Here is a 13,240-nt window from a genome sequence, read left to right as displayed (position 1 = left end):
GCTAGTCGAAAAGAATGCAAGTGACCTAATTTGGAGGCGCAGCGTGTCCGATCCGATGCGGACCCGACGCGGGCCGTACGCGAAGTCCGCCGAGCGACGTCAGCAGATCGTCGAACAGGCCTACCGCGCGTTCGCGACCCGCGGGTACCACGGCAGCTCTCTGCGTGAGATCGCGGCCGCGTCCGGCATCAGCCTCAGCAACCTCCAGCACCACTTCGCGACCAAGGAGGAGCTGCTCGTCACCGTGCTCACGCGACGCGACGAACAGGGTCACGGCGCGGTCTCGGGGCGGCAGGGGCTGCCCTTCCGAGAGCATGTCCTGGCGCAGGCGGCGGCGAACGAGGGCGTCCCGGGGCTCATCGCGCTCTACAGCATCCTGTCGGCGGAGGCCGTCACGCAGGAGCACCCCGGCCACGCGTACTTCGCGGAACGCTACGAGGCCCTGCGCGAGGAGTACGAGGCGGAGTTCTCGACGCTGCGTGCGCAGGGCCGTCTGCGTCCCGGGGTCGAGCCGGCGCTCGCCGCGACCACCGTCATCGCGCTCTGGGAGGGCGTGCAGCTGCAGTGGCTCTACGCTCCGGACCGGGTGGACGCCGGCGCCGCGCTCCGTGCCTACCTCGATCTGGTCATCGTCCCGCAGGCGGACGCGCTCTAGAACTCGACCGCGTCGCGCTGCAGCGGGCACGTCATGCAGTGACCGCCTCCGCGTCCGCGGCCGAGCTCTGCTCCGACGATCGGGATGACCTCCACGCCCGCTCGGCGGAGCGCGTCGTTCGTCGCCGTGTTGCGGTCGTAGGCGTAGACGACGCCGGGCCGCAGGGCCACCGCGTTGTTGCCGCTGTCCCACTGCTGGCGCTCGGTCTCGTAGTTGTCGCCGGCCGTCTCGATCACCCGGAGGCGCGGGAGGCCCAGCGCGGAGGCGACGACGTCGACGAACGCGCGGTCGCCTTCGTCGCGCACGTCGATGCCAGAGGGATCGTCGCCGGGGCGCAGGGTGAAGGTGTGGACGCGGTCCATGATCTCCGGGTAGAGCGTCACCAGGTCGCGGTCAGCGAACGTGAAGACCGTGTCGAGGTGCATGGCCGAACGCAGCTTGGGCATGCCCGCCACGATGACGTGCTCGGCGGCGCCCGCGTCGAACAGCGCCGCCGCCGTCTGCGTGATGGCCTGCCGCGACGTGCGCTCGCTCATGCCGATCAGCACGGCGCCGTTGCCGACCGGCATGACGTCGCCGCCCTCCAGAGTCGCCTGGCCCCAGTCGAGCTCCGGGTCGCCCCACCAGACCGTCGCGCCCGCGAACGCGGGGTGGAACCGGTAGATCGCCTTCATGAGCAGCGTCTCGTCGTGGCGGGCGGGCCAGTAGAGCGGGTTGAGCGTGACACCGCCGTAGATCCAGCAGGTCGTGTCGCGGGTGTAGAGCGTGTTCGGCAGCGGCGGCATCAGGTACTCGCGGACGCCGGTCGACTCGCGGGCGAGGGCGACGTAGTCGGTGCGGTAGTCCTCGGGGAGGTCGACGGTCGACAGGCCGCCGACGAGGAACTCGGCCAGCCGGTCGGCCGGCAGCGACTCCAGGAACGCGCGCGTACCCTCCACCAGGCCGAGCCCGACCCGGTTCGGGACGACCTTGCGGTCGAGCAGCCACGCGCGCGCCTCGGGCTGTGCGACCGTCTCGGCGAGCACCTGGTGCAGTTCGAGCACTTCCACGCCGTTGGAGCGCAGGTCGGCGACGAAGGCAGCGTGGTCGCGCTTCGCGTTCTCCACCCACAGCACGTCGTCGAAGAGCAGCTCGTCGGCGTTCGAGGGCGTGAGCCGGTGGTGCGCGAGCCCGGGGGAGGCCACGAGCACACGTCGCAGCTGCCCCACCTCCGAATGCACACCGAACGTCGTCTCAGTCATCTGTCGCCCTTCTTGTCGCAGTCGAATCTGTCGCTGTGGTCTCTGTCGACGTCCAGCGGCGCATCAGAGCCGGATCCAGCCGACCGAGAGCGCGACGATCCCCGCGATCGCACCCAGTATCGATACGGCCAGGATCACGAGCTCGCGGCCGCTGAACCACCTGCGGCCCTGTTCGCGGCGCACCATGATGAACAGGATGGTCGCCGGCGCGTAGATGATGAACGAGAGCAGCACGAACGTGAGCCCGGCGGCGAAGAGCAGGAACGCCGTGTAGATCGTGGCCAGCACGGCCACGACCAGATCACGGCCCCACCCGTCCGGAGCCTGCGCATAGGTGTCGCGCGTGACCACGAGTTTGAGGGCGTAGAGCGCCGCGAGGAAGAACGGGATGAGCGTCAACGCGCTCGTCAGGTCGAGCGCGAGGTTGAGAGCGTCGTGCGCGAAGTAGATGATCACGAGCACGGCCTGCACGAACAGCGCCGTCAGCAGCAGCGCCGCGACCGGCACGTCCTGACTGTTCGACCGGCCGAGGAAGCGCGGCATGTCGTGGTCCTTCGCCGCGACGAACAGCACCTCGGCCGCCATCAGCGACCAGGCGAGGTAGGCCCCGAGCACGGAGACGATCAGGCCGATGCTGACGAACCAGGAGCCCCAGGGCCCGACCGCCGCGTCCAGGACCCCGGCCATCGACGGCTGGCGCAGCTTCGCGATCTCGCCCATCGGCAGCACGCCGTAGGACACGATCGTCACGGAGGCGAAGACGGCGAAGACGCTCACGAAACCGAGGATGGTCGCGCGACCGACGTCCTCCCGTCGCTTCGCGTGCCGCGAGTACGTGCTCGCGCCCTCCACCCCGAGGAACACGAACACCGTCACCAGCATGGTGTTGCGGACCTGGTCGAACAGGGAGCCGGCGTAGTCGGCGCCGCCCCAGTTGGCGGCGAACACGTCGGGCTTGAACACGAGCAGGGCCAGGAGCACGAACACGATGATCGGGACCAGCTTGGCCACGGTGACGATCCGGTTGATCGCCGCGGCCTCCTTGATGCCGCGGCGGATGAGGAAGAAGAACCCCCACAGCGCCGCCGACGAGATCCCGATGGCGATGATCGTGTCGCCCTCGCCGAACGCCGGCACGACGGCGCCGATGGTCGACATGATGAAGACCCAGTAGAAGACCAGGCCGACGGAGGCGCTGGCCCAGTACCCGAAGGCCGAGAAGAAACCGAGGTACTCGCCGAACCCGGCCTTGGCGTACGCGTAGACACCGGCGTCGAGCTTGGGCTTGCGGTTGGCGAGCAGCTGGAACACGAACGCGAGCATCAGCATTCCGACGCCCGCGATGGACCAGGCGATCAGGGCACCGGCGACTCCCGTCTCCTGGGCGAAGCGCCGCGGGAGGGAGAACACGCCCGCACCCACCATGCTGCCGACGACCATTCCGGTCATCGTGATCATGGAGAGCTTGGCGGGTGTCGACTGCGTCGGTGGGGCTGTCGTCTTCTGCTCGCTCACGCGACCCCCTCCGTCGACTGCTGTTCGTTACCTGACGCTAACGATCCCCTTTCCCGCCGGTCAAGACCCGTCACGGGTGAAAAGCGAAACCGCCGAGTACGCGGATTCTGTGCGTACTCGGCGGTTTCGGCCGGATTCGTGCGTTCTTTCAGGTCAGGCGACGGCCTCCACGGAGGCGGTGACCCCGCGGACGGGCGGGTGGTGGAAGGTGTCGCCGAAGGCGCGCTCGGAGGCACCGACCCTGTCGAGGTACGGCGTGATCCCGCCCATCTGGAACGGGAAGCCCGCACCGAGGATCATGCACAGGTCGATGTCCTCCGGCGCCTCGACGACGTGGTCGTCGACGAGCATGCGGTGGATCTCGTCGGCCAGGCCGTCCTCCAGGCGACGCAGGAGCTCCTGCTCGGTCGACGGGTTCTTGCCGCCGGCCAGGATCTTCGCCGCGCCCTTGTCGAGGCCCTTGACCTTGCCCTTGCCGTCCTTCTCGAGCAGCGTTCCGTACTCGGCGAGCCGGTGCAGGTTCTCGCTGCGGTAGAACCGGTCGGGGAAGGCCGCGTGATGCGTGTCGAGCACGTGCGCGCCGACCTTGAGGCCAACCAGGTCGAGCAGTACGGAGGGCGCCATCGGGAGGCCGAGCGGCGCGAACGCCCTGTCGACCGTCTCGAAGGGGGTGCCGTCGTCGACGGCGTGCATCGCCTCGCCGAGGATCTTCGCCAGCACCCGGTTCACCACGAACCCGGGGGTGTCGGCCGTGATCACGGCGTTCTTCTTGAGTGCGGCCGCTGTGACCATCGCCGTGGAGAGGGTGGCGTCGTCGGTGTGGGGCGTCTTCACGACCTCGATCAGCGGCATGACGGCGACCGGGGTGAAGAAGTGGAAGCCGACCAGACGCTCCGGGTGCTTCAGCTTCGCGCCGATCTGCTCGACCGACAGCGACGAGGTGTTGGTGGCCAGCACGGCCTCGTCGGAGACGTACTGCTCGACCTCCGCGAAGACGTTCTGCTTGACGCTGAGCTCCTCGAACACGGCCTCGATGACCCAGTCGCAGTCGGCGAAGTCGGCCTTGTCGGTCGTGCCGGTGACCAGGGCGCGCAGGCGGTTGGCCTCGTCGGGGTTGATCCGGCCCTTCTCCTGCAGCTTCCCGATCTCGTCGTGGATGGACGCGACGCCCTTGTCCACGTGCGCCTGATCGAGGTCGGTGATGACGACGGGCACGCGGAGGCGGCGCACGAACAGCAGCGCGAACTGGCTGGCCATGTAGCCGGCGCCGACCACGCCGATCTTCGTGACCCGCTTGGCGAGCTTCTTGTCCGGGGCCCCCGCCGGGCGCTTCGCGCGCTTCTGCACGAGGTTGAAGGCGTAGATGCTGGCCTGGAACTGGTCGCCGGAGATGAGCTCGGCGAGCGCGTCGTCCTCCAGCTCGAAGCCGGCGGCCCGATCGTTGGACTTGGCGGCCTTGAGCAGGTCGAGCGCCTTGTACGGCGACTTCGGGACGGTGCCGATCCGGCTCTCCAGCATCTTGCGGGCGATGCCGATCGCGACGTCCCACTTGACCATCCGCTCGACCTTGCCCGGCACGTTCGGCCGCTTGACCTCGATCGCGCCGGTGAGCACCTTGTCGGCCCACTTCAGGGAGTCCTCGAGGAAGTTCGCCGAGTCGAAGATCGCGTCGGCGATGCCGAGGTCGAACACCTCCTGCGGCTTCAGCATCCGGTTCTGCTTGAGCGGGTTCTCGATGACGACCTTGAGTGCGTTCTCGATACCGATCAGGTTCGGCAGGATGGTCGCGCCGCCCCAGCCTGGGATGAGCCCGAGGAAGACCTCGGGGAGCGCGAACGCCGCCGCGTTGCGGTCGATGGTGCGGTAGTCGGCGTTGAGGCCGATCTCCACGCCGCCGCCGAGCGCGAGGCCGTTCGTGAACACGAACGACGGGACGCCGAAGGTCGCCTGCTTGCCGAGCACGTAGTGGCCGAGCTGGGGGAGCAGCTTGGCGACCTCCACGCTCGGGATGTCGCTCACCCGGCTGAGGTCGGCGCCGGCGGCGAGGATGAACGGCTTGCCGGTGACGGCGACCGCGTCGATCTCGCCGCGGCCGGCGCGCTCGGTCAGAGCGTCGAAGGTCTTCCCGAGCTCAAGCAGGGTCGCCGGTCCCATCGTGTTCGGCCGGGTGTGGTCCCGGTCGTTGTCGAGGGTGACCAACGCGAGGGTCTTGCCGCTGGGCAGCGGGATGTCCTTCACGTACGAGTGGGTGACGACCTCGTCGCTGGTGAGCTCGACGAGCGGAGAGAAGTCGATGGTGCTGTAGTCGGTCACGTCTGGCTCAGCCCTTCCGCGCGGCGCGCTTGTCGAAGTTGGGGTTCTCCCAGATCACGGTGCCGCCCTGGCCCAGACCCACGCACATCGCCGTGATGCCGTAGCGGACCTCCGGGTGCTCCTCGAACTGACGGGCGAGCTGGATCATCAGCCGCACGCCGCTCGCGGCGAGCGGGTGGCCGATGGCGATCGCGCCGCCCCACTTGTTGACCCGCGGGTCCTGGTCGTCGATGCCGAAGTGGTCGAGGAACGACAGCACCTGGATGGCGAACGCCTCGTTCAGCTCGAACAGGCCGATGTCGTCGATCGTCAGGCCCGCCTTGCGCAGCGCCTTCTCGGTGGAGGGGACGGGGCCGAGGCCCATGATCTCGGGCTCGACGCCCGCGAAGGCGAAGCTGACCATGCGCATCTTGGGCGTCAGGCCGAACTCCTTGACCGCGTCGGCGGAGGCGAGCAGGCTGGCGGTCGCTCCGTCGGTGAGCGGCGACGAGTTGCCCGCGGTCACCCGGCCGTGCGGGCGGAACGGGGTCTTCAGCGTGGCGAGCCCCTCCATCGTGGTCTCGGGGCGCATGCCCTGGTCGTGCGTGGCGAGGCCCCAGCCCTGCTCGGAGCGGATCGCGACGGGGATCAGGTCGGGCTGCAGCTTGCCGGCCGCGTAGGCCGCGGCGGTCTTCTGCTGGCTGCCCAGCGCGAAGCGGTCGGAACGCTCCTTGGTGAGCGCGGGGAACCGGTCGTGGATGCGCTCGGCGGTCATGCCCATGTTGAGCGCGTCCTCCGCGACCATGCGCTCCGACAGGAAGCGCGGGTTCGGGTCGGCGCCGAAGCCCATCGGGTGCCGTCCCATGTGCTCGACGCCGCCGGCGATCGCCAGGTCGTACGCTCCGAACGCGATGCCCGATCCGAGCGTCGTGACGCTGGTCATGGCGCCGGCGCACATCCGGTCGATCGCGAATCCGGGCACCGACTTGGGCAGTCCCGCGAGCAGAGCCGCGGTGCGGCCGAGGGTGAGCCCCTGGTCGCCCTGCTGCGTCGTCGCGGCGATGGCCACATCGTCGATGCGCTCCTTGGGCACGTTCGGATTCCGCTCGAGCAGGCCGATCATGGCCTTGACGACCAGGTCGTCCGCGCGCGTGTTCCAGTACTGCCCTTTTTCGCCCGCACGTCCAAACGGAGTACGGACTCCGTCGACGAACACGACTTCCGTTCTATCGGCCACAGTGCCTCCCAATCAGGTCGACATCGATCCTAAGGAGGCCCGCGGCCGGGGCGGGAATCGTTTGATTCTTTCTACGAAACCGCTTCGGACGCGTCGTCGGGCGTTTGGTTGCTTTCCACAAACGCTTGGGCGATCGACTGTGAGGTTGCCTCAATCTGCCAGGGGCGGGCGCCGTGCTGGGCGAGGGCCTCCGCGATGCTCTCCGGCGTGATCTCCGCGGGCGGAGCCCACGCCACGCGTCGGAGGGTGTCGGGCGTGAGCAGGTTCTCCAGCGGGAGAGCGAGCTCCTCGGCGATCGAGGCCAGGGCGGCGCGGGCGCCTTTGAGCCGGGCGTCGGCCTCCGGGTTGCGGTCGGCCCAGGCGCGCGGCGGGGGGAGGCTCTCGCCGGTGCCGCGCAGCACGGGCAGATCGTCGGTCGTGCGACCGGCCTCGATGGCCGACCACCAGCGGTCCAGCTCCGTGCGGCTCGCCCTCCCGGTGAACTCGCGCATCGCGGCCAGCGCGCGCTTGCTGTCGGGCATCGCCTTGGCGGCGGCGGTCAGCGAGGCGTCCGGTACGAGCCGGCCGGGGGCCACGTCGAGCTGGCGGGCGAGGGCGTCACGGCTCGTCCAGAGCTCCCGCGCCACGGCCAGGTTGCGGATGCCGCGGATCGAGTGGATGCCGGACAGCCGGCGCCACGGCTCGCTGCGCGGCACCGAGAGCTCCCTGGTCAGCTCGTCGGCGAACTCCTGCCGGGCGATCTCCGTCTTGCCCGCCTCGACCAGGAGGCCGGAGATCGCGTCCCGCAGGTCGGGCAGGAGTTCGACGTCGAGCGCGGCGTAGTCGAGCCAGGGCTCGGGCAGGGGACGTGTCGACCAGTCGGCGGCACTGTGCTCCTTGGCGAGGTGGATGCCGAGCAGTTCCTCCACCACGGTGCCCAGGCCCACGCGCGGCATCCCGAGCAGCCGGGCGGCGAGCTCGGTGTCGAAGATGCTGACCGGGTCGAGTCCGACCTCGCGCAGGCAGGTGAGGTCCTGCGTCGCGGCGTGCAGCACCCACTCGTCGGGCGCGATCGCCTGGTTCAGCTCGTCGAAGCGGCCGATCGCGGGCGGGTCGAACAGGAACGTCCCCGAGCCCCGCCGGTACATCTGGATGAGGTAGGCGCGCTGCGAATAGCGGAAGCCGCTCGCGCGCTCGGCGTCGACCGCGATCGGGCCCTCTCCCGCGACGATGCGGTCGACGGCCGCGCGATAGCCGTCCCTGGTGTCGATGACGATGTGTTCAGCCACGCGGTGACCGTCTCGTGTTCAGCAGGCTCACGCCCTCTCCTGTCGGCGGGAGGCCGGCCAGCATGCAGAGCAGTTCGCCCCAGCCCTCCACGTGCGCGGCGAGGTCGGTCTCCAGCGGACTCCACGAGGCCCTGAGCTCGATCTGGGCGCCGTCGCCCTGGCTGGCGAGCTCGCCGAAGCCGGTGGAGATGATCTTGGTGGCGGTGCCGCTCGCCGCGGTGTAGCTCGCGTGCCGGGCATCGAGCGCGTCGACGAGCCACGACCAGGCGACGTCGGCGAGGAACGGGTCGAGGCCGATGTCGGTCTCGAGCGGCGCCTGGGCGAAGCAGACGACGCGGAAGGGTCCACCCCAGGCCTCCGGCTCGTCCGGGTCGTAGAGCAGGATGAAGCGTCCCGTGCCGAGGTCGGAGTCGTCGCCGTGCCGCGCAGGACGGACGTCGGCGGCCAGCGCAACCGAGAAGGGCGCGAGTTGAGCCGGCGCCGGGATCTCCGTGACCACGAGTTCCGGACGTGCGTGAGCGCTGCGGATGGACTGCAGCGCCGCGGCATACTCCCCCGGAAGGTGCGGGGTCGAGGTTGGTGTCGACACGTTAGGAACACTAGAAGCCTTTGGGGGCTCGCATCGGTAAGGCACGCCGCCTGAGGATGTCCTGAAGACGCGCGCCATCGGCCCCGGCTACGCTGTGGCCCATGGCGGCGACCAGCAGCGGATCGGGTGGGAAGAGCGGGTTCGGCAGAGCGGTCGGAGTGAGCGCGGCTGTCGCCGGAGGGCTCACGCTCCTCACGGCGGCCGGCGCCGCCTACGCGATGGCACGGGTCGCGCGCACGGTCATCACCCCGGTGCGCAGGCGTCCGCAGCGGGAGGTCGTGCGCGGTGTCGACACGGCGGCCGGCACGATCACCCTGCGAGACACCCCTGACGCCGCGATGCCGGGGCGGTTCGGCCTCTGGTTCGGGTCCGAGTCCGGCTACGCCAAGCTCGGCGGCCTCCTGGAGCGGCGTGACGGAGTGGTCGTGCGCGAGCTCGAGCGTGTCGAGTTCGGCGAGCTCGGGCTCGGGAGGGCCCGGATCAGCGGCTACTACTACCTCGACCCCGAGGAGCTCGGGCTCCCGGTCACCAGCGTCGAGATCGGCACCGACCTGGGAGTGGCTCCGGCCTGGGTGTTCCCTGCGGCCGACGATGCGGGCGCCGACCGCTGGGTCATCCAGGTGCACGGCTGGGGCGCCACTCGCCAGGAGGGTCTGCGCGCGGTGCGCACCTTCCACGACGCCGGCTACACCTGCCTGCTGGCGTCGTATCGCAACGACGGCGACGCGCCGGAGAGCGCCGACCGTCGGTACGGTCTCGGCGGCACGGAGTGGCGCGACATCGATGCGGCGATCCGGTACGCGGCCTCCCGGGGGGCGCGGTCCATCGTGCTGATGGGCTGGTCGATGGGCGGGGCGGTCGTGCTGCAGACCGTGACCCGCTCGCAGAACCTCGGGCTCGTGACCGGCCTCGTGCTGGAGTCGCCGGTGATCGACTGGATCGACACACTGGAGTACCAGGCCAACCTCCTCCGGCTCCCCGATCCGATCGCGCGCGGCGCGATCCGCCTGATCGAGGCGAACTGGAGCGGCCCGATCACCGGACTCGGGGCGCCCATCGACCTGCGCAGCATGGACTTCGTGGCCCGCGCCGCCGACCTCAGCCTGCCGATGCTCGTGCTGCACAGCGAGGACGACGGGTTCGTGCCGGACACGGGCTCCCGCGCGCTCGCCAAGGCGCGCAGCGACATCGTCACGTTCGTGCCCTTCACGGTCGCGCTGCACACGAAGCTCTGGAACTACGACGAGGCGAAGTGGACGACCACCGTTCGGGAGTGGCTGGACACGAACGCGCCGGCTGCGCGAGCGTGACAGGCGCAGGCGCCCATCGGCCGGTCGTCCCTCCGGCCGCGCGGCCCGGCGACCGCATCGCCGTGGTGTCGCCGTCGTTCGCCGCGCCCGGGCGCTGGCCCGCTGTGCACGAGCAGGCGCTGCGGCGGCTGGCGGAGCTCACCGGCCTCGTGCCGGTGGAGTACCCGACGACGCGACAGCTCGGGGCGTCCCCTCAGGAGCGGGCGCGGGACCTGAACGCCGCCTTCTCGGATCCGGAGGTCAGGGCGGTGATCGCCACCCTCGGCGGCGACGACCAGCTCCGGGTGATCCCGCATCTCGACCGGGACGCCGTGCTGGCCGACCCGAAGCCGTTCCTCGGCTACAGTGACAACACGAACCTCCTCCACTGGCTCTGGAGCGCGGGCGTCGGCGGCTTCTACGGAGGCAGCACCCAGGTGCATCTCGGCCCCGGGCCGCGGGTCGACGACATCCACGCGCTCTCACTGCGTGCGGCGCTCCTCGGCGGTGTGCAGCTCGAACTGTCCGACCCGGGGGAGTCCGAGGACTACGGGACGGACTGGGGCGACCAGCGGGCCCTGTCCGAGACGGGCGAGCGCGAGCCGACGACGGGGTTCGCCTGGGCGGGGCCGGCCAGGAGCGTGACCGGCACCACGTGGGGCGGTTGCCTGGAGGTCGTCGACTGGATCCTGCTCGCCGACCGCTTCCCGTTCCCTCCGGCCGCGCTCGAGGGTGCCGTGCTCCTGCTGGAGACGAGCGAGCTGACGCCGCCGGCGCAGTGGGTGCGCTACACGCTCCGCGCCCTCGGCGAACGCGGCCTGCTCGCTCCGCTCGCCGGTGTGCTGGCGGCGCGACCGCCGGTGAGCACATTCGAGCACCGGCCGGAGGCCGCCGAGCGCGAGCGGCTGCGCGCGGCCCAGCGCGACGCGGTGATCGAGACGGTCGCCGAGTACAACCCCGACGCGGTCGTCTGCGTCGGGGTCCCGTTCGGGCACACCACGCCGCAGTGGATCGTGCCCTACGGCGGGAGCATCACGCTGGACGGCCGGACGCGGCGGGTGTTCGCGGACTACCGACGCACTGAGGCCAGAGGCGGCTGAGGACCCCCTTCAGTCCGCGCGCGCCCCCGAGACGAGGATCGACGCGGACCCATCCGGTCGATGCACCTCGACGTCGACGTCGTAGGCGCGACGCAGCGAACCCTCCGCCGTCTGTTCCCACACGCGCCCCAGGCCGCGATCAGCGCAGCGGGCATCTCTCCCGCCGCGCCGAACTCCACGCGTGGCGCCTCCGCGATCTCGAGCATCGACAGCCCGGGCGGTACCGGGCTGCCCGGGGCGACCCGTACCCCGACCAGCTGCGAGTAGGCGCCGTTCTCGTCGGACTCGTAGTCGAACAGAGCGGCGACGATCTCATCGCCAACGCGGTGGTCGGATTCCAGCAAGGCGCGGTCGGCGAGGACGGTCGCCCAGAGCCCGGGGATCAGGGCCCCCGAACCGCCGAGCTCCGCGCGGTTCGTCGTCCGCACCATGTGACCGACCAGACTGCCAGAGAGCGAGAGCATCTCGACACCGTAGCGTATCGGCGCGATGCACTGGCCGTCCGCGCGCCCGACCGGCTATGCCGCCAGCTTCGCCCGCACCTGCCGCTTGGTGCGGCCGAGCAGCGCAGACATCCCGCGGATGCGCAGCGGAGACACCGCCTGAGTGAGGCCGAGCGTCTGCGGGAAGTCGTCGGGCACCGCGAGCACCTCGTCGGCCGTGAGACCGGCGAGGCCCTGAACCAGGATCGACGCGAACCCGCGCGTGGTCGGCGCCTCCCTGGGGGCCGTGGCGTAGAGGTGGACGATGTTCGCGTCGTCCACCTCCACGAAGATGAACACCGGGGCCTGGCACTCCTCGACCCGTTCGAGGAGGTCGGGGTGCTCGCGGTAGCGCTCCGGGAGTTCGGGCAGCTCGTCCGAGAACTCCAGCAGCAGTTGCAGGCGGTCGTTCTGCTCCAGCGCCTGGAAGTCGTCGCGGATCTCGGCGAGCGTGCCGGTGAGGACGGTCATCCTTTAACGGTACCTGCGCACGGAGGGTTCAGGGACACCGGCGGGATCACCGGCCGGGGACCTCGCCCGGCTCGGCGCCGGTGACGATCGGCACACGCACCGCCGAGCCCCACTCGGTCCACGATCCGTCGTAGTTGCGCACGTTCTCGAAGCCCAGCAGGTGGGTGAGCACGAACCAGGTGTGGCTGGAGCGCTCGCCGATCCGGCAGTACGCCACGACCTCGTCGCCGGTCTTCAGGCCGGCGTCGCCCAGGTAGACGGTCTCCAGGTCGGCGCGGCGCTTGAAGGTCGCGTCGGGTGCGGCGGCGCGCGCCCACGGCACGGACGCCGCGGACGGGATGTGGCCGGCGCGCAGCGCGCCCTCCGTCGGGTAGCCGGGGATCTCCGTGCGCTCACCGCTGTACTCCTCGGGCGAGCGGACGTCGATCAGGGCACCCCCGCCCGAGCGCACGAGCTCGAGGTGGGCGAGCACGTCGTCCTTGAAGGCGCGGATGGTGCGGTCGTCGCGCTCGACGACCGGGTACTCCACCGGTGCGGGCGACGGGACGTCGCGGGTGAGCTCGCGGCCCTCGGCGATCCACTTGTCGCGGCCGCCGTCGAGCAGGCGCACGTCCTCGTGGCCGAAGAGAGTAAACACCCAGAGGGCGTAGGCGGCCCACCAGTTGTTCTTGTCGCCATAGATCACCACGGTGGTGTCGCGGGCGATGCCTTTGGAGCCGAGAAGTTCGGCGAACCGCTCCGGGCTGACGTAGTCGCGCACGACCGGGTCGTTGAGGTCGGTGTGCCAGTCGATCTTGACCGAACCGGGGATGTGCCCGGTGTCGTACAGCAGAACGTCCTCGTCGGACTCCACCACGACCAGCCCCGGTTCGCCGAGGTGCTCAGCCAGCCAGCCGGTGCTGACCAGTCGTTCGGGGTGTGCGTAGCCGGCGAAGTCGGGCGACGGGTCGGTGGCGATGGCCATGCTGCTGATCCTTACGGCTTAGGCTGGAACCCTGCGATTTCGCGGGGTGCGACCTCCAGGCTACGCGGCGTGCCGCACGAGCAGGACGCCCCGTCAACACTTCGACACAAATACGACGACACAGCCACGACGACCGA

11 protein-coding genes are annotated in these 13,240 nt (G+C 70.2%); 3 read left to right on the top strand and 8 right to left on the bottom strand.

Features of this window, described 5'->3' with window-relative positions; translation table 11 throughout:
• The first annotated feature begins 43 nt into the window (after window positions 1–43).
• Window positions 44–655 (top strand): TetR/AcrR family transcriptional regulator, encoded by a 612-nt coding sequence (locus KNO15_RS03560; RefSeq protein ID WP_241702064.1) that lies wholly within the window; start codon window positions 44–46, stop codon window positions 653–655.
• On the opposite strand, the gene KNO15_RS03555 is transcribed toward KNO15_RS03560, so the two are convergent.
• The 6 genes from KNO15_RS03555 to KNO15_RS03530 all read right to left on the bottom strand — a co-directional run bounded on the left by KNO15_RS03555 (window position 652) and on the right by KNO15_RS03530 (window position 8,797).
• Window positions 652–1,896 (bottom strand): arginine deiminase, encoded by a 1,245-nt coding sequence (locus KNO15_RS03555; RefSeq protein ID WP_241702063.1) that lies wholly within the window; start codon window positions 1,894–1,896, stop codon window positions 652–654. The genes KNO15_RS03560 and KNO15_RS03555 overlap by 4 nt on opposite strands.
• 63 nt (window positions 1,897–1,959) lie before the next feature.
• Window positions 1,960–3,411, bottom strand: a complete 1,452-nt coding sequence (locus KNO15_RS03550; protein ID WP_308220420.1) for a basic amino acid/polyamine antiporter — start codon at window positions 3,409–3,411, stop codon at window positions 1,960–1,962.
• A gap of 153 nt (window positions 3,412–3,564) precedes the next feature.
• Window positions 3,565–5,724 (bottom strand): 3-hydroxyacyl-CoA dehydrogenase NAD-binding domain-containing protein, encoded by a 2,160-nt coding sequence (locus KNO15_RS03545; protein ID WP_241702062.1) that lies wholly within the window; start codon window positions 5,722–5,724, stop codon window positions 3,565–3,567.
• Window positions 5,725–5,731: 7 nt separating this feature from the next.
• Window positions 5,732–6,940, bottom strand: a complete 1,209-nt coding sequence (locus KNO15_RS03540; RefSeq protein ID WP_241702061.1) for a thiolase family protein — start codon at window positions 6,938–6,940, stop codon at window positions 5,732–5,734.
• A gap of 71 nt (window positions 6,941–7,011) precedes the next feature.
• A complete protein-coding gene (locus KNO15_RS03535) occupies window positions 7,012–8,208 on the bottom strand; it encodes an HRDC domain-containing protein (protein ID WP_241702060.1) in 1,197 nt (398 codons plus the stop codon).
• Window positions 8,201–8,797, bottom strand: coding sequence for a DUF3000 domain-containing protein (locus KNO15_RS03530; RefSeq protein WP_208039479.1), 597 nt, complete (start codon window positions 8,795–8,797; stop codon window positions 8,201–8,203). The genes KNO15_RS03535 and KNO15_RS03530 overlap by 8 nt, the downstream gene beginning before the upstream one ends.
• A 101-nt stretch (window positions 8,798–8,898) precedes the next feature.
• On the opposite strand from KNO15_RS03530, the gene KNO15_RS03525 reads away from it, so the two are divergent.
• Both KNO15_RS03525 and KNO15_RS03520 read left to right on the top strand, forming a co-directional pair.
• On the top strand, window positions 8,899–10,107 hold the full coding sequence (locus KNO15_RS03525; protein WP_241702059.1) for an alpha/beta hydrolase family protein: 1,209 nt from the start codon (window positions 8,899–8,901) through the stop codon (window positions 10,105–10,107).
• A gap of 62 nt (window positions 10,108–10,169) precedes the next feature.
• Window positions 10,170–11,186, top strand: coding sequence for a S66 family peptidase (locus KNO15_RS03520; RefSeq protein ID WP_308220429.1), 1,017 nt, complete (start codon window positions 10,170–10,172; stop codon window positions 11,184–11,186).
• Window positions 11,187–11,704: 518 nt separating this feature from the next.
• Here KNO15_RS03520 and KNO15_RS03515 read toward each other — a convergent pair.
• Together KNO15_RS03515 and KNO15_RS03510 are read right to left on the bottom strand one after the other, a co-directional pair.
• Window positions 11,705–12,139 carry a SufE family protein gene (locus KNO15_RS03515; protein ID WP_241702058.1) on the bottom strand — a complete coding sequence of 145 codons (435 nt, stop codon included), beginning with the start codon at window positions 12,137–12,139 and terminating at the stop codon, window positions 11,705–11,707.
• Between the two features lie 46 nt (window positions 12,140–12,185).
• Window positions 12,186–13,103, bottom strand: coding sequence for a sulfurtransferase (locus KNO15_RS03510; protein ID WP_241702057.1), 918 nt, complete (start codon window positions 13,101–13,103; stop codon window positions 12,186–12,188).
• Between the last annotated feature and the right edge of the window lie 137 nt (window positions 13,104–13,240).

This window comes from Leifsonia shinshuensis (genome assembly GCF_022606355.1).
In the GTDB taxonomy this organism is placed as follows: domain Bacteria; phylum Actinomycetota; class Actinomycetes; order Actinomycetales; family Microbacteriaceae; genus Leifsonia; species Leifsonia shinshuensis_B.
This window is presented reverse-complemented; position numbering and strand designations above follow the sequence as displayed.